Raw genomic sequence first — 16479 nt, 5'->3', positions numbered from 1 at the left:
TCCGCCGCGCGGGTTTCCGACGGCACGGCATCGGCCACCACCGGCTTCCGGTGGTGGCCGCCGTCTTCACAGCGGGTCACGGACAAGTTGAGTACGCGTACTCAGGCGCCCCGCGCCGCGGCGCCGCACGCTCGTACACATGCTGTGGTCCGACCCCGAGAACGAGCCGCCGCCGGAACTGCGCGAGATGCAGCTCATGTTGCGGCGGCTGGGCGTTCTCATGGCGCTGGCCATGGTCCTCGCGATGATCCTGATCGGTCTGAGGTGAGTCCGGGCGGGGCCGCCGATACGCTGGCCGCATGACTGATCAGCCGCGCCGTCGACTCGTCCTCGCCTCCCAGTCCCCCGCCCGGCTCGGGCTGCTGCGGCAGGCCGGACTCGCCCCCGAGGTGCTGGTGAGCGGTGTCGACGAGGACGCCGTCACCGCGCCCACCCCCGCCGAGCTGGCCCTCGCCCTGGCCGAGGCCAAGGCCTCCGTCGTGGCGGCCCGCCCGGAGGTCCAGGGCGCGCTGGTGATCGGCTGCGACTCGGTGCTCGACCTGGACGGGCAGGCGCTCGGCAAGCCCGCCGACGCCCAGGAGGCCACCGCCCGCTGGAAGGCCATGCGCGGGCGGGCCGGCACCCTCCAGACCGGCCACTGCGTCTGGGACACGACGGCCAAGCGGTACGTGTCGGGCGTCGCCTCCACCGTGGTCCGCTTCGGCGAGCCCACCGACGCGGAGATCGCCGCGTACGTCGACTCGGGTGAACCCCTGCACGTCGCGGGGGCGTTCACCCTCGACGGCCGCTCGGCCCCGTTCATCGAGGGCATCGACGGCGACCACGGCAACGTGATCGGCATCAGCCTGCCCCTGGTACGACGGCTGCTGGCCGAGCTGGGCGTCGGCATCACGGAGTTGTGGACGCCCCGGGAGGGCTGATCAGGACGCGCCGGACACGGCCTCCGGGGCCTCGTGGGCCTCGCGAGGCTCCTCCGGCTCGCGGAGGCCGGCCTTGCTCAGGTCGGGCTTGCTCAGGTCGGGCTTGCTCAGGTCGGGCTTGCTCAGGTCGGGCTTGCTCAGGTCGGGCTTGCTCAGGTCGGTCCTGGGGGCGTCCTGCGGCTCCTGGGGGTGCTCCGGGGCGCCGGAGCCCTCGGTAGCGTCAGGGCCTTCGGGGGCGTCGGAGCCTTCGGGGGCGCCCGGGCCCGCCGGGTGGCCGGAGTCGCCGGCCGTGCCGGACACGGCCGCCGCGGGCCCTTGCTGACGGTCGTACGTCATCAGCAGCAGCACGATCAGCGCGAGCACGACGACCATGAACGCGAAGGCGCTCCGGCCGAGCAGCCCCCAGGCGACGGCACCCAGCAGGCCGTGCACCACCGCCGCGCTGATCAGCAGGATCCGTCCGAGGACGGCGGGCGGCCGGTTGCGCACGCCGACCAGTAGCGCGGCCACGCCGCAACACAGGAAGTACAGCCCGAAGACGAGCCCGCCGATCTTCGTCGCGGTCGCCATCGCCCCCAGGTCCAGCCCCGCCACCTTCATGTTCTGGCGGTCCGCGGCGACCCCAAGGAACCAGTTGAGGGCCGCGATCCCGACCGCCTCCACGAGGAACACGACCGCCAACAACCAAGCCACCGGTCTTCGCAGCACCGGCCCCCACCCACTTTCGACTGCCGTTCGAGCAGATCTGCCGTTACCCCAAGTACGTTTGGGACATCGCGAACGCTACTAACGGGTAAACCGTGGGACAAGGGTTCGGGGGAGGGCAAAGAATCGTTGGGCCATTCGTAGGGACTCCACAAAGAAACCGAGTGGGCCGCAGCACGCTCTCACAGAGACCTTGCCCACACCGGAGGGCTAGGGTTTTCGCAAGGAGTCCTGCGTACCGAGGTGCGACAAGGGATTTCGCGGGTCGGGCGCGCCTCGCATCACGCTCCGTGTGGGCAAGCTCACCATTGGGGATGGGTCGAAGTGGCGTGTCGGCAGTCCCTAAACTCGGCTTGTTTCAAGGAGGGAGCCTCAATCGTGCGCAAAGTGCTCATCGCCAACCGTGGCGAAATCGCTGTTCGCGTTGCCCGGGCCTGCCGGGACGCCGGGATCGGGAGCGTGGCCGTCTACGCCGACCCGGACCGGGACGCTCTGCATGTCCGTGCCGCGGATGAGGCGTTCGCCCTGGGCGGTGACACCCCGGCGACCAGCTACCTGGACATCGGCAAGGTGCTGAACGCCGCCCGTGAGTCCGGCGCGGACGCCATCCACCCCGGCTACGGCTTCCTCTCGGAGAACGCCGAGTTCGCCCAGGCGGTCCTGGACGCGGGCCTGATCTGGATCGGCCCGCCCCCGCAGGCGATCCGCGACCTGGGTGACAAGGTCGCCGCCCGGCACATCGCCCAGCGCGCCGGTGCCCCGCTGGTGGCCGGCACCCCGGACCCGGTCTCCGGCGCCGACGAGGTCGTCGCGTTCGCCGAGGAGCACGGCCTGCCGATCGCCATCAAGGCGGCCTTCGGCGGCGGCGGCCGCGGCCTGAAGGTCGCCCGCACCCTCGAAGAGGTCCCGGAGCTGTACGACTCCGCCGTCCGTGAGGCCGTCGCGGCCTTCGGGCGCGGTGAGTGCTTCGTCGAGCGCTACCTCGACAAGCCCCGGCACGTGGAGACCCAGTGCCTGGCCGACACCCACGGCAACGTGGTCGTCGTCTCCACCCGTGACTGCTCGCTCCAGCGCCGCCACCAGAAGCTGGTCGAGGAGGCGCCGGCGCCGTTCCTGTCCGAGGCGCAGGTCGCCGAGCTGTACAGCTCCTCGAAGGCGATCCTGAAGGAGGCCGGCTACGTCGGCGCGGGCACCGTGGAGTTCCTGGTCGGCGCGGACGGCACGATCTCCTTCCTGGAGGTCAACACCCGTCTGCAGGTCGAGCACCCGGTGACCGAGGAGGTCGCCGGCATCGACCTGGTGCGCGAGATGTTCCGTATCGCGGACGGCGAGGCCCTCGGCTACGACGACCCCGCCCTGCGCGGACACTCCTTCGAGTTCCGGATCAACGGCGAGGACCCGGGCCGCGGCTTCCTGCCCGCCCCCGGCACCGTCACCGCCTTCGACGCGCCGAGCGGACCGGGCGTGCGCCTGGACGCGGGCGTGGAGTCCGGCAGCGTCATCGGCCCGGCCTGGGACTCCCTGCTGGCCAAGCTGATCGTCACCGGCGCCACCCGCGAGCAGGCCCTTCAGCGGGCCGCCCGTGCGCTGGCGGAGTTCAAGGTCGAGGGCATGGCCACCGCGATCCCGTTCCACCGCGCGGTCGTCGAGGACCCCGCGTTCGCTCCCGAGCTGACCGGCTCCGACGCGCCGTTCACGGTCCACACCCGCTGGATCGAGACCGAGTTCGTCAACGAGATCAAGCCGTTCGCGGCCCCGGCCGACGCCGAGGCCGAGGACGACAGCGCCCGTGAGACGGTCGTCGTCGAGGTGGGCGGCAAGCGGCTGGAGGTGTCCCTGCCGGCCTCCCTCGGCATGACGCTGGCCCGTACCGGTCTGGCCGCGGGCGCCAAGCCCAAGCGCCGTGCCGCGAAGAAGTCCGGCCCGGTCGCCTCCGGTGACACCCTCGCCTCCCCGATGCAGGGCACCATCGTCAAGGTGGCCGTCGAGGAGGGCCAGGAGGTCAAGGAGGGCGACCTGATCGTCGTCCTCGAGGCGATGAAGATGGAGCAGCCCCTCAACGCCCACCGCTCGGGCACCGTCAAGGGCCTGAACTTCGAGGTCGGCGCCTCCGTCACCTCCGGTGCGGCCATCTGCGAGATCAAGGACTGACACCGGCACCTGTACCGGCGTACCTTCGAGCGCCCCGTGGACCGCAGCAGCCGGTCCGCGGGGCGTTTCGTCTCCCCGCGTACCGTGCAGAGGTGTCCAAGGGTCCGCGGCCACCCGCCGTCGAGCGGGCTTCGGCGGTCAGCGGCGGCGCAGGTCCGCCACGCGTGCCCGTTCCGCGCCCGGCGACGGGTCGTTCAGGACCGCGGCGCTCCGCAGGCCGGGGCCCACGCCCGGGACCTGGCCGCGACGGGGGGCGGGGAGGGGTACGTCCCGACGCTGCTGGCGCGCCGGGACGGCGTCACCCCCCGGGCTCCCCGCCGCCCCGGCCACGGCGATCTGCACCCCCTGGTCGGCGAGGGCCTGGAGTTCGGTGCCCGCACGGTCGTCGTGGGCGGGCGGCTCGTCGGTGATCAGACGGGTGATCAGGTCGGTGGGCACGGTCTGGAACATGGTGTCCGTACCGAGTTTGGTGTGGTCGGCGAGGACGACGACCTCCGCGGCGGCCTGGACCAGCGCCCGGTCGACTGAGGCCGACAGCATGTTGGACGTGGACAGCCCGCGCTCGGCGGTCAGACCGCTGCCGGAGAGGAAGGCCCGCGAGACCCGCAGCCCCTGGAGGGACTGCTCGGCACCGCTGCCCACCAGGGCGTAGTTGGAACCGCGCAGGGTACCGCCGGTCATCACCACCTCCACCCGGTTGGCATGGGCCAGCGCCTGGGCGACCAGGAGGGAGTTGGTGACAACGGTCAGCCCGGGTACGCGGGCGAGCCGGCGGGCCAGCTCCTGGGTGGTGGTTCCCGCCCCGACCACGATGGCCTCGCCCTCTTCGACGAAGTTGGCGGCGAGGTCGGCGATGGCCGTCTTCTCGGCGGTCGCGAGATGAGACTTCTGCGGAAAGCCGGACTCCCGCGTGAACCCGCCCGGCAGTACCGCACCGCCGTGCCGGCGGTCGAGGAGTCCTTCTGCCTCCAGTGCACGCACGTCCCGCCGTACGGTCACTTCGGAGGTCTGGACGACACGGGCGAGCTCACGGAGCGACACGGCCCCGTTCGCTCGCACCATTTCGAGGATCAATTGGCGACGTTCTGCAGCGAACACGAAACTGACAGTAACCCCAACGACCGTCTGGTTTCAGCTGTTTGCGCCGAATAACAGAAGTTGTTCGCACAGTGAAGGGCGAAGTGGTATAGGGCCTAGTCGCGCCGACTATGCCGCACGAATGGTCGACAACTCCCCGTGACCAGCGGGGAGTCACTTCCGGCCGTCAGCTCTCGCCCGTCGCCTTCCGGGTGTGCAGCTGCCGGGCCACTTCCGCGATCGACCCCGAAAGAGAGGGGTACACGGTGAACGCGTTCGCGATCTGTTCGACCGTCAGATTGTTGTCGACGGCGATCGAGATGGGGTGGATCAGTTCCGAGGCGCGCGGTGCCACGACCACACCGCCCACGACGATGCCCGTGCCCGGACGGCAGAAGATCTTCACGAAGCCGTCCCGGATGCCCTGCATCTTGGCGCGCGGGTTGCGCAGCAGCGGCAGCTTCACCACCCGGGCGTCGATCTTGCCCGCGTCGACGTCCGCCTGGGAGTAGCCGACGGTGGCGATCTCGGGGTCGGTGAAGACGTTCGAGGAGACCGTCTTGAGGTTGAGCGGGGCCACCGCGTCGCCGAGGAAGTGGTACATGGCGATACGGCCCTGCATCGCGGCGACGGAGGCGAGGGCGAAGACACCGGTCACGTCACCGGCCGCGTACACGCCGGGGGCCGTGGTGCGGGAGACCTTGTCGGTCCAGATGTGGCCGGAGTCGCGCAGCCTGACGCCCGCCTCCTCCAGACCGAGCCCGGCGCTGTTGGGGATGGCGCCGACGGCCATCAGACAGTGCGAGCCGGTGATGACACGGCCGTCGGAGAGGGTGACCTCGACGCGGTCGCCGACCCGCTTGGCGGACTCGGCGCGGGAGCGGGCCATCACGTTCATGCCGCGGCGGCGGAAGACGTCCTCCAGGACGGCGGCGGCGTCCGGGTCCTCGCCGGGCAGCACGCGGTCGCGGGAGGACACCAGGGTCACCTTGGAGCCGAGCGCCTGGTAGGCACCGGCGAACTCGGCGCCGGTGACACCCGAGCCGACCACGATGAGCTCCTCGGGGAGTTCGTCGAGGTCGTACACCTGGGTCCAGTTGAGGATGCGCTCGCCGTCGGGCAGGGCGTCCGGCACCTCGCGCGGGTGACCGCCGGTGGCGATGAGGACGGCGTCGGCGACGAGGGTCTCCTCGGTGCCGTCGGCGGCCGCCACGACGACCTTGCGCGAGCCGTCGAGGGCCTGCATGCCCTCCAGCCGGCCGCGCCCGCGCATGACGCGCGCGCCGGCCCGGGTCACGGAGGCGGTGATGTCGTGCGACTGGGCGAGCGCGAGCCGCTTCACCCGTCGGTTGACCTTGCCCAGGTCCACGCCGACGACGCGGGCGGCCTGCTCCACGTGCGGGGTGTCGTCGGCGACGATGATGCCCAGCTCTTCGTACGACGAGTCGAAGGTGGTCATCACCTCGGCCGTGGCGATAAGCGTCTTCGACGGCACGCAGTCGGTCAGCACCGACGCTCCGCCCAGACCGTCGCAGTCGACGACGGTCACCTCCGCGCCGAGCTGCGCTGCCACCAGCGCAGCTTCGTAGCCGCCGGGTCCACCACCGATGATCACGATCCGAGTCACGTACTCCATTGTCCCGCACGCGTCGAGGTGCTATTGCCCCGGGGCCGGACCGGGGCCCGGGGAACTCGACCGGTACGGGCGTGACACGCGGGACGGCTGCCGTACTCTTCGACCCATGTCGCTCTACACCGCGTACGCCGGCAACCTCGACGCGCGGCTGATGTCCCGCCGCGCCCCGCACTCGCCGCTGCGCGCGACGGGCTGGCTGAACGGCTGGCGGCTGACGTTCGGCGGCGAGCAGCTGGGCTGGGACGGCGCGCTGGCCACGGTCGTCGAGGACCCCGGCGCGCAGGTCTTCGTCGCGCTGTACGACATCGCCCCCATGGACGAGGAGTCGCTGGACCGCTGGGAGGGCGTCGGCCTCGGCATCTACCGTCGTCTGCGGGTCCGTGTGCACACCCTGGACGGTCAGGAGCCGGCGTGGACGTACGTGCTCAACGGCTACGAGGGCGGACTGCCCTCCGCCCGCTATCTGGGCGAGGTCGCCGACGCCGCGGAATCGGCGGGCGCGCCGCACGACTACGTGATGGAACTGCGCAAGCGGCCCTGCTGAGCCCGGCCCCGGACCGCCCTCGTGGGATCGGTCCGTACGGCGTTTCGTTGGAAACGACAAGACAACGATCGCCATCCCGTGAGCACTGTCATCTACGCGCGTAGGCCCAGACCGGCTACCCTCGTCCGCGTGAACGCATCTCTTCTTCCGGACGACATCCAGGGCGACCCCTATGCGGCCGCCGACGCCGCCGCCGCGCGCCTGCGCGAGCTGACGGGCGCCGAGACCCACGACGTCGCCCTCGTGATGGGCTCCGGCTGGGCACCGGCCGTGGACGCCCTCGGCGCTCCCGAGGCCGAGCTCCAGGTCACCGAGCTGCCCGGGTTCCCGCCGCCGGCGGTCGCCGGCCACGGCGGCACGATCCGCTCGTACCGCATCGGCGAGAAGCGCGCGCTCGTCTTCCTGGGCCGCACCCACTACTACGAGGGCCGCGGCGTCGCCTCCGTCGCGCACGGCGTGCGCACCGCGGTCGCCGCGGGCTGCAAGACCGTGGTGCTGACCAACGGCTGCGGCGGTCTGCGCGAGGGCATGCGCCCCGGGCAGCCGGTCCTGATCAGCGACCACCTCAACCTGACGGCGACCTCGCCGATCGTCGGCGCGAACTTCGTGGACCTGACCGACCTGTACTCGCCGCGCCTGCGCGCCCTGTGCAAGGAGATCGACCCCAGCCTGGAGGAGGGCGTCTACGCGCAGTTCCCCGGCCCGCACTACGAGACCCCGGCCGAGATCCGGATGGCCCGCGTCATCGGCGCGGACCTGGTCGGCATGTCGACAGTCCTGGAGGCGATCGCCGCCCGTGAGGCGGGTGCCGAGGTGCTGGGCATCTCGCTGGTCACCAACCTCGCGGCGGGCATGACGGGCGAGCCCCTCAACCACGAGGAGGTCCTCCAGGCCGGCCGCGACAGCGCGACCCGGATGGGCTCCCTGCTGGCACAGGTGCTGGACCGCCTGTAGGCGACCGGTGCCGCGCCCTCGCCCTGCGGGGTTCGAGGAGCGGACTCCGGGGGCAGAGCCTCCGGGGAGGGACGTACGGGGCCGGTGGTGCCCACGGGACACCTGACACCCCGGGGGCACCACCGGCACCGGACGCGCGACCGCCCGGAGGCGCGACCCGCCCGGAGGCGCGAGCCGCCCGGACTGCGACCGGCCCGGGCGGCGGAGGCATCCGTACGGCGGACGCACGGGGCGCGCGGGACGACCGTGGCCACGCAACCGTCGTGGGCCGCGCAACCGTCGTGGACCGCGGGACGGCCGTGACCGCGGGACGGCCGTGACTCCGGGGCGGGCGGCTCCGGGGGCGCCGGCGCCCGCGGGTACGCGCCCCGCGCACACGCACCGCCCGTACACCGCCGTACGCACCGCCCCTGCGCACCACCCGCGGGCGCGCACCACCGCACGCACCGCACGCACCGCACGCACGCACGCACGCAGCGCGGCACACGAACGAGAGGTTGGACCGAACGTGCAAGACGATCTCATCGCACGGGCCACGTCATGGCTGGCCGAGGACCCCGACGCGGACACCCGCGCGGAACTCGCCAAGCTCATCGACGCGGGAGACCACGCCGAGCTCGCCGCACGCTTCGGCGGCACCCTCCAGTTCGGCACCGCGGGCCTGCGCGGCGAACTGGGCGCCGGCCCGATGCGCATGAACCGCTCGGTCGTCATCCGCGCCGCGGCCGGTCTCGCCGCGTACCTGAACAAGAACGGCGGCTCCGGCGGCCTCGTGGTGATCGGCTACGACGCCCGCCACAAGTCCGCCGACTTCGCCCGCGACACCGCGGCCGTGATGACCGGCGCGGGCCTGCGCGCCGCCGTGCTGCCGCGCCCGCTGCCCACGCCCGTCCTCGCCTTCGCCATAAGGCACCTCGGCGCGGTGGCCGGCGTCGAGGTGACGGCCAGCCACAACCCGCCCCGCGACAACGGCTACAAGGTCTACCTCGGCGACGGCTCCCAGATCGTCCCGCCGGCCGACGCGCGGATCGCCGCCGAGATCGACGCGATCGAGGCGCTCGCCGACGTCCCCCGCCCGGACCAGGGCTGGGAGACCCTCGACGAGAGCGTCCTGAAGGCCTACCTGGCCCGTACGGACGCCGTCCTGTCCCCCGGCTCCCCGCGCACCGCCCGCACCGTCTACACGGCGATGCACGGCGTCGGCAAGGACGTCCTGCTCGCGGCCTTCGCCCGCGCGGGCTTCCCGGCCCCGGTCCTGGTCGCCGAGCAGGCCGAGCCCGACCCGGACTTCCCGACCGTCGCCTTCCCCAACCCGGAAGAGCCCGGCGCGATGGACCTGGCCTTCGCGCAGGCCCGCGAGACCGCCCCCGACCTGATCATCGCCAACGACCCCGACGCCGACCGCTGCGCCGTCGCCGTCGAGGAGGACGGCGCCTGGCGGATGCTGCGCGGCGACGAGGTCGGCTCGCTGCTCGCCGCCCACCTGGTGCGGCGCGGGGTCACCGGCACCTTCGCCGAGTCCATCGTCTCCTCCTCGCTCCTCGGCCGGATCGCGGGGAAGGCGGGTCTGCCGTACGAGGAGACCCTCACCGGCTTCAAGTGGATCGCCCGCGTGGACGGCCTGCGCTACGGCTACGAGGAGGCCCTCGGCTACTGCGTCGACCCCGAGGGCGTCCGCGACAAGGACGGCATCACCGCCGCGCTCCTCGTCACGGAGCTGGCCTCCGAGCTCAAGGAGCAGGGCCGCACCGTGCTCGACCTGCTCGACGACCTCGCCGTCGAGCACGGGCTGCACGCCACCGACCAGCTCTCGGTGCGGGTGGAGGACCTCTCGGTCATCGCCGACGCGATGGGCCGGCTGCGTGAGCGGCCGCCGGCCGAACTCGCCGGGCTGGCGGTGACCGCGGCGGAGGACCTCACCCGGGGCACCGACCGGCTCCCGCCCACGGACGGTCTGCGCTACACCCTCGACGGCGCACGCGTCATCGTCCGGCCCAGCGGCACCGAGCCCAAACTGAAGTGCTACCTGGAGGTCGTCGTCCCCGTGGACGGCCACGCCGGCCTCCCGGCGGGCCGCGCCCGGGCCGCCGAACTGCTGGCGGCGATCAAGCGCGACCTGTCGGCGGCCGCCGGGATCTGACCCGGTCCTCCAGGGGCTGTGCGGCAAGGGCTCTGTGGCAGGGGCTCTGCGGTGGCCGGGAGCGCCGTGATTCATCCGGCGGGACACCGCACATGGGCCGGGCACGGGGTCCGGATCCGCGACGGCGGGTCCGGACCCCGTGCCCGGCCCGCTGTCCGGGGTCCCGCCGACCGGCACGCGGCGGCTCGGCCGGCTGGCGGGCTCGGCCGAAGCGGCCGTTGACGCAGGTCCGTGGTGCGCGGGTCCTGCGGGCTGTCGGACATCGCGCCCGTGGGGCCGTGTCCGACGATGGCGCCCAGGGTGCCCCGTTCGGCGGGGAAGCAGGCGCACTGGTCGGAGACTCGGGCGCTCACCGGCCGCTCACCAGCCCTGGAGCCACACCAGACTGACCACCACGGCCGTCACCCACAGCACGACGAACGGCACGGCCAGCGGCCACAGCGGGCGCCCCCGCTCCCGCTCCTCGCTGTCCCCGGTGGGACGCAGGGCGGGATCGGCCTGCATGGCGGAGATCTCGGCGGCCGGGGCGTCGTACGGGTGCGTCAGACCGCGCCTGCGCTGGTACCAGGCCCAGCTGAACGACGAGACCGTCCAGGACTCGCCGCCGCGCCGGCGCAGCTTGAGCTCGAAGGCCTCCCGGCGGGCCGAGCGGACGTCGTCCCAGGGGATGTGGGTGGTCCCGCGCAGACCGTTCAGCCAGAGCCCGGTGCGGTCGGCGGTGATACGCCAGCGCAGCTTCACGGGGATGCGGAACGCGCCGTACAGGCCGAAGAGGGCGCAGAGGATCTGCTGCCAGAGCTCGTTGTCGCGGTCGGTGAACTCCGCCAGGCACAGCAGGACGCCCGCGAGCACCATCAGGCACCCGGACAGCCGGTCCAGCACGCCCGCACGCCAGCTCCGTACCGGCGCCGTCTTCGTCAGGCGGGCGGCCGCCACCAGGCCGCGGTGCCGCTCGTCGTCCGCGGCGGTCCAGGCGGCCTGCCGCCTCGCCACCCGGAGCCGCCACCGCACTCCGGCCTCGGACACCGGTCGTACGGGCCCGGTCGACCGTTCCGCCACCGGCGGGTCGCCCGGCTTACGCGCGGCGCTGACGAGCACGACCTCGGCACCGTCGTAGGGCGCCCCGTACAGGACGGCCTCGCGCAGCGGCTCGGGCCGCCGCTTGTCGTCGTCGAGCTGTTCGAAAAAGTCGTCCAGCTCGGCCTCGCCGTCGTCCGTGCCACCGTCCTCCTCGACGTCCAGCAGGACCGTGGCGACGGTGAACAGCGGTCGCAGGCCCGCCACGTCGTCCGCCGCGTAGACCTCCGCGTCGACGCGCCGGTCCTCGCGCACCAGCACGCGCAGGACGGGCGCGGGCGCGGTGCGCAGCGAGACGGCCCGCCGCCGGCCCAGCACCCCGGAGAGCAGAGCGGTGAGGCCGAGCCCGGACACGAAGAACCCCGTGGTGGTCACCCCCTGGCGGTCCAGCTCCGCCTCCCACAGCCCGGTGGCCCCGGGCAGCGCCGAACCCGCCAGCCCCGCCAGGATCAGGACGATCCCGAGCCCGGACAGCAGCCGGCCGCGCCCGAGGCTCCGTTCCGTGTCCGGCAGGGGCGCGGTCACCCCGCCGGCGGCGGCCACCGCCGCCTCCCGCTGCCGCTGCCGGGCCCGCAGCCTCGGCTCGGAGACGGTCAGGGACACCGCGGTCAGCAGGAACGCACCGGCCAGCACGGGAATCACCGGCTCGGGACGCACGGCGACGGTCACGAGGGCCAGGACCGGCGCGGACACCCGTACGATCTCGGGCCGCAGCGGCAGCCAGACGAGGTGGAGGGCGGCAGGCGCCGCGAGGTAGGGCGGCACACCGGCCCAGATCAGGCCCAGAGCGGCCAGCACACCCGTCAGCCACACCAGCTGGTAGACCGACAGCCCGGCCCAGCGCACCGGTATCCAGGCCGGCGGCAGTTCCCGCGTCCAGCGGCGGGCTTGTTCCGTGCTCCAGGGCAGGCAGCCGTCGGGTATCGCGGTGGCGGGCAGGGTCCGCCGGACGTCGGTGTTCATCGTTTCCCAGAGACTCGGACCACGGGGGTGCTCGTACGACAGCTCTCGGCTTCGTCTCCGGGTGGGGGAACGGCGGCCGCGACCGAGGCGGGGCGGGTGCGTGGGGGGAGCGGAGTGGGGCGGGCGCGGGGCGTCAGCCGCTCACGTGACCGCGAGCAGCACCGCCAGCAGCACCGCGCCGGTCAGCAGCGGCACGATGATCTCGTACGCCCAGCGCGCGGTCACCTCGCCCTGCGAGCCCGCGGCCTTCTCCCGCGCCTTCAGCAGTTCGCGCAGCTCGTCCATGATCTTGTCGGTCTCGGCGCGGGCCGGCCCGAGGTCGGCCGCCGGGCCGTGCGCCGCACCGCCCGTGGCGTCCATGCCGCCCAGACCGCCCGCCACGCCGCCGCCGAACAGCCCGCCCCGGCGTCCGCCGGACTCCACCCGCGCCTGCGTCCGCAGCGCCCGCTTGCGTGCGCGCAGCGACACGGGCACCGCCCAGAGCTGGTACTTGGCCCCGGCGTCGGTGATCACCTCGTTGGAGTAACCGGAGCGCAGCGAGGCGACCTGGCCCCAGGGCACCACGACGGCACGGAAGGGATTGCGGACGCGCATCCGGTCGTCGTTTGCGAAGACGGCGGGCCGCAGGGTGAAGGCCACCACCAGCGGTACGAAGAGGATCATCGCGGCGAGCGCCAGCCACGGCGTGCTGCCGTGCCCGGTGAAAATTGCGTCGAGGCCGAGCCAGCCGCCGAGCCCGAGCAGCAGCACGCCGCCGGCCAGGCCCGAGGCCGACCGGTAGACACGGTCCCTGGACTCGGGTGCCGAGGGCTGCGGCGCTGGTGACTGGTGCTCCGGGGTCGTCATGGTCCCGATTCTGCACGACGTCCGGGAAGACTCTCCTCCGCGGTACCGCGGGATGCGTCACACCTCGTGCGTCCCGGCCGCCCCACGAGGGGCCGGGCGCCCCGGGAGGACGTTCCGGGGGTGTACAGCCGCTACGCGCGTAGATATGCTCGTCTGGTGACCATGCCCACCTCTGCACCCGCTGCCCTCGCTGACGTCACCGCGTCCGACAGCACGCTGCGCCGCTTCCTCCACGGACTGCCCGGCGTCGACGCGGTCGGCCTGGAGGCGCGCGCCGCCTCGCTCGGCACCCGTTCCATCAAGACCACCGCGAAGGCGTACGCCATCGACCTCGCCATCTCGATGGTCGACCTGACGACGCTGGAAGGCGCGGACACCCCCGGCAAGGTCCGGGCGCTCGGCGCCAAGGCGGTCCATCCCGACCCGACCGACGCCACGACGCCCTCGACCGCGGCCGTCTGCGTCTACCCCGACATGGTGGCCGCCGCGAAGGCGGCCGTGGCCGGCTCGGGCGTGAAGGTCGCCTCGGTCGCCACCGCCTTCCCGGCGGGCCGTGCCGCCCTCGGCGTGAAGCTGGCCGACGTGGCCGACGCCGTCGCCGCGGGCGCCGACGAGATCGACATGGTCATCGACCGCGGGGCGTTCCTCGCGGGCGACTACATGAAGGTGTACGACGAGATCACCGCCGTGAAGGAGGCCTGCGGGACGAGCGCCCGCCTCAAGGTCATCTTCGAGACCGGCGAGCTGTCGACGTACGACAACATCCGCCGTGCCAGTTGGCTCGGCATGCTCGCCGGGGCCGACTTCATCAAGACCTCGACCGGCAAGGTCGCCGTCAACGCGACCCCCGCGAACACCCTGCTGATGCTGGAGGCGGTGCGCGACTTCCGCGCCCAGACCGGCGTCCAGGTCGGTGTGAAGCCGGCCGGCGGCATCCGCACCAGCAAGGACGCGATCAAGTTCCTGGTCCTGGTCAACGAGACCGTCGGCGCGGACTGGCTGGACAACCACTGGTTCCGCTTCGGCGCCTCCTCGCTGCTGAACGACCTGCTGATGCAGCGTCAGAAGCTGGCCACCGGCCGCTACTCCGGCCCCGACTACGTGACGGTGGACTGATCACCATGGCATCCGCATTCGAGTACGCACCGGCCCCCGAGTCCCGCTCGGTCGTCGACATCGCCCCCTCGTACGGCCTGTTCATCGACGGCGAGTTCACCGAGGCGGCCGACGGCAAGGTCTTCAAGACGGTCAGCCCGTCCACCGAGGAGGTCCTCTCCGAGGTGGCGCAGGCCGGCGCCGAGGACGTCGACCGCGCGGTGCGGGCCGCCCGCAAGGCCTTCCCGAAGTGGTCGGCGCTGCCCGGCGCCGAGCGCGCCAAGTACCTGTTCCGGATCGCCCGCATCATCCAGGAGCGCAGCCGCGAGCTGGCGGTCCTGGAGACGCTGGACAACGGAAAGCCCATCAAGGAGACCCGCGACGCCGACCTCCCGCTGGTCGCCGCGCACTTCTTCTACTACGCGGGCTGGGCCGACAAGCTGGACCACGCCGGGTTCGGCGCGAACCCGCGTCCGCTCGGTGTCGCGGGCCAGGTCATCCCGTGGAACTTCCCGCTGCTGATGCTGGCGTGGAAGATCGCCCCGGCGCTGGCGACCGGCAACACGGTCGTCCTCAAGCCCGCCGAGACCACCCCGCTGTCCGCCCTGTTCTTCGCGGACATCTGCCGCCAGGCGGGCCTGCCCAAGGGCGTCGTCAACATCCTTCCGGGGTACGGCGACGCGGGTGCCGCGCTGGTCGCGCACCCGGACGTGAACAAGGTCGCCTTCACCGGCTCGACCGCCGTGGGCAAGGAGATCGCCCGCACGGTCGCCGGCAGCCGCAAGAAGCTCACCCTCGAACTGGGCGGCAAGGGCGCCAACATCGTCTTCGACGACGCCCCGATCGACGAGGCCGTCGAGGGCATCGTCAACGGCATCTTCTTCAACCAGGGCCAGGTCTGCTGCGCGGGCAGCCGGCTGCTGGTCCAGGAGTCGATCCAGGACGAGCTGCTGGACTCCCTCAAGCGCCGGCTGTCGACGCTGCGCCTGGGCGACCCGCTGGACAAGAACACGGACATCGGCGCGATCAACTCCGCCGAGCAGCTGGCCCGTATCACCTCGCTCGTCGAGCAGGGCGAGGCACAGGGCGCCGAGCGCTGGTCGCCCGCCTGCGAACTGCCCGCCGCCGGCTACTGGTTCGCGCCGACGCTCTTCACGAACGTCACCCAGGCGCACACCATCGCCCGCGACGAGATCTTCGGCCCGGTGCTGTCGGTCCTCACCTTCCGCACCCCCGACGAGGCCGTGGCCAAGGCCAACAACACACCGTACGGCCTCTCCGCCGGCATCTGGACGGAGAAGGGCTCGCGGATCCTCGCGGTCGCGAACAAGCTGCGCGCCGGTGTCGTCTGGTCCAACACGTTCAACAAGTTCGACCCGACCTCGCCCTTCGGCGGCTACAAGGAGTCGGGCTTCGGCCGCGAGGGCGGTCGTCACGGCCTGGAGGCGTACCTCGATGTCTGAGAAGACCGAGAAGACCGAGCAGCAGCGGCTGAGCGTCTTCAAGACCTACAAGCTGTACGTCGGCGGGAAGTTCCCGCGTTCCGAGAGCGGCCGGGTGTACGAGGTGACGGACTCCAAGGGCAACTGGCTGGCCAACGCCCCGCAGTCGTCCCGCAAGGACGCCCGTGACGCGGTGGTCGCCGCCCGCAAGGCCTTCGGCGGCTGGGCGGGCGCGACGGCGTACAACCGCGGTCAGATCCTCTACCGCATCGCGGAGATGCTGGAGGGCCGCCGCGAGCAGTTCGTGCGCGAGGTCGCCGAGGCGGAGGGCCTGTCGAAGGCGCGGGCGGCCGCGGTCGTCGACGCGGCGATCGACCGCTGGGTCTGGTACGCGGGCTGGACCGACAAGATCGCCCAGGTGGTCGGCGGCGGCAACCCGGTGGCGGGGCCGTTCTTCAACCTCTCCTCGCCCGAGCCGACGGGCGTGGTGGCCGTCCTGGCACCCCAGGAGTCGTCCTTCCTGGGCCTGGTCTCGGTGGTCGCCCCGGTCGTCGCGACCGGCAACACGGCCGTCGTGATCGCCTCCGGGAAGTCCCCGCTCCCGGCGCTGTCGCTGGGCGAGGTCCTGGCCACCTCCGACCTTCCCGGCGGTGTGGTCAACATCCTCTCGGGCCGTGCGGCGGAGATCGCGCCGTCCCTCGCGGCGCACCAGGACGTCAACGCCATCGACCTCGCGGGCGCGGACGGCGTACTGGCGAAGGAGCTGGAGATCGCGGCGGCGGACAACCTGAAGCGCGTTCTTCGTCCACAGCCTGTGGATTATTCCGCGACGCCCGGCACCGAGCGCATGACGGCCTTCCTGGAGACCAAGACGGTCTGGCACCCGACGGGCTCGCTGGGCGCGTCCGGGTCCGCCTACTGACCCGAGC

The 16479-nt window shown here is 72.5% G+C and carries 14 protein-coding genes; 9 read left to right on the top strand and 5 right to left on the bottom strand.

Annotated features, from left to right (window positions below):
* Nucleotides 1-139 precede the first annotated feature (139 nt).
* The gene (gene mmpB, locus ABT085_RS30805; RefSeq protein WP_351615127.1) at nucleotides 140-268 is read left to right on the top strand and encodes a morphogenic membrane protein MmpB; all 129 of its coding nucleotides are present in this window, start codon (nucleotides 140-142) and stop codon (nucleotides 266-268) included.
* A 31-nt stretch (nucleotides 269-299) separates the two neighbouring features.
* A complete protein-coding gene (locus ABT085_RS30800) occupies nucleotides 300-920 on the top strand; it encodes a Maf family protein (RefSeq protein ID WP_351615125.1) in 621 nt (206 codons plus the stop codon).
* On the opposite strand, the gene ABT085_RS46780 is transcribed toward ABT085_RS30800, so the two are convergent.
* Nucleotides 921-1613 carry a hypothetical protein gene (locus tag ABT085_RS46780; protein WP_502982836.1) on the bottom strand — a complete coding sequence of 231 codons (693 nt, stop codon included), beginning with the start codon at nucleotides 1611-1613 and terminating at the stop codon, nucleotides 921-923.
* A 390-nt stretch (nucleotides 1614-2003) separates the two neighbouring features.
* Between ABT085_RS46780 and ABT085_RS30790 the strand changes: the two genes are divergently transcribed.
* A complete protein-coding gene (locus ABT085_RS30790; RefSeq protein WP_351615122.1) occupies nucleotides 2004-3776 on the top strand; it encodes an acetyl/propionyl/methylcrotonyl-CoA carboxylase subunit alpha in 1773 nt (590 codons plus the stop codon).
* A 138-nt stretch (nucleotides 3777-3914) separates the two neighbouring features.
* Here ABT085_RS30790 and ABT085_RS30785 read toward each other — a convergent pair whose 3' ends face one another.
* Together ABT085_RS30785 and ABT085_RS30780 are read right to left on the bottom strand one after the other, a co-directional pair.
* Nucleotides 3915-4874: a DeoR/GlpR family DNA-binding transcription regulator gene (locus tag ABT085_RS30785; RefSeq protein WP_351615120.1), complete on the bottom strand. Its 960-nt coding sequence runs from the start codon at nucleotides 4872-4874 to the stop codon at nucleotides 3915-3917.
* 166 nt (nucleotides 4875-5040) lie between these two features.
* On the bottom strand, nucleotides 5041-6489 hold the full coding sequence (locus ABT085_RS30780) for an NAD(P)H-quinone dehydrogenase (protein WP_351615116.1): 1449 nt from the start codon (nucleotides 6487-6489) through the stop codon (nucleotides 5041-5043).
* A 106-nt stretch (nucleotides 6490-6595) separates the two neighbouring features.
* Between ABT085_RS30780 and ABT085_RS30775 the strand changes: the two genes are divergently transcribed.
* From ABT085_RS30775 to ABT085_RS30765, 3 genes are all read left to right on the top strand, one after another.
* The gene (locus ABT085_RS30775) at nucleotides 6596-7033 is read left to right on the top strand and encodes a gamma-glutamylcyclotransferase family protein (protein ID WP_351615108.1); all 438 of its coding nucleotides are present in this window, start codon (nucleotides 6596-6598) and stop codon (nucleotides 7031-7033) included.
* 129 nt (nucleotides 7034-7162) lie between these two features.
* Nucleotides 7163-7987: a purine-nucleoside phosphorylase gene (locus tag ABT085_RS30770; protein ID WP_351615105.1), complete on the top strand. Its 825-nt coding sequence runs from the start codon at nucleotides 7163-7165 to the stop codon at nucleotides 7985-7987.
* Nucleotides 7988-8495: 508 nt separating this feature from the next.
* Nucleotides 8496-10127: a phospho-sugar mutase gene (locus ABT085_RS30765; RefSeq protein WP_351615102.1), complete on the top strand. Its 1632-nt coding sequence runs from the start codon at nucleotides 8496-8498 to the stop codon at nucleotides 10125-10127.
* A gap of 360 nt (nucleotides 10128-10487) precedes the next feature.
* Here the strand turns inward: ABT085_RS30765 and ABT085_RS30760 are convergent, their stop codons facing one another.
* Both ABT085_RS30760 and ABT085_RS30755 read right to left on the bottom strand, forming a co-directional pair.
* Nucleotides 10488-12167, bottom strand: a complete 1680-nt coding sequence (locus tag ABT085_RS30760) for an amino acid adenylation domain-containing protein (protein ID WP_351615099.1) — start codon at nucleotides 12165-12167, stop codon at nucleotides 10488-10490.
* 141 nt (nucleotides 12168-12308) lie between these two features.
* Nucleotides 12309-13013 carry a PH domain-containing protein gene (locus ABT085_RS30755; protein WP_351615096.1) on the bottom strand — a complete coding sequence of 235 codons (705 nt, stop codon included), beginning with the start codon at nucleotides 13011-13013 and terminating at the stop codon, nucleotides 12309-12311.
* Nucleotides 13014-13175: 162 nt separating this feature from the next.
* Here ABT085_RS30755 and deoC point away from each other — a divergent pair, with 162 nt between their 5' ends.
* From deoC to ABT085_RS30740, 3 genes are read left to right on the top strand one after another with little or no spacing between them, the layout of a single operon-like run.
* Entirely contained in the window at nucleotides 13176-14129 is a 954-nt protein-coding gene (deoC, locus tag ABT085_RS30750) for a deoxyribose-phosphate aldolase (RefSeq protein ID WP_351615093.1), read from the top strand.
* 5 nt (nucleotides 14130-14134) lie between these two features.
* A complete protein-coding gene (locus ABT085_RS30745) occupies nucleotides 14135-15571 on the top strand; it encodes an aldehyde dehydrogenase family protein (protein WP_351615091.1) in 1437 nt (478 codons plus the stop codon).
* Nucleotides 15564-16472, top strand: a complete 909-nt coding sequence (locus tag ABT085_RS30740) for an aldehyde dehydrogenase family protein (RefSeq protein ID WP_351615088.1) — start codon at nucleotides 15564-15566, stop codon at nucleotides 16470-16472. Before ABT085_RS30745 ends, ABT085_RS30740 begins: the two co-directional genes overlap by 8 nt.
* Nucleotides 16473-16479 lie beyond the last annotated feature (7 nt).

Origin of the sequence: Streptomyces sp. NPDC002265 (genome assembly GCF_040296125.1) — a bacterium.
Classification (GTDB): domain Bacteria; phylum Actinomycetota; class Actinomycetes; order Streptomycetales; family Streptomycetaceae; genus Streptomyces.
This window is presented reverse-complemented; position numbering and strand designations above follow the sequence as displayed.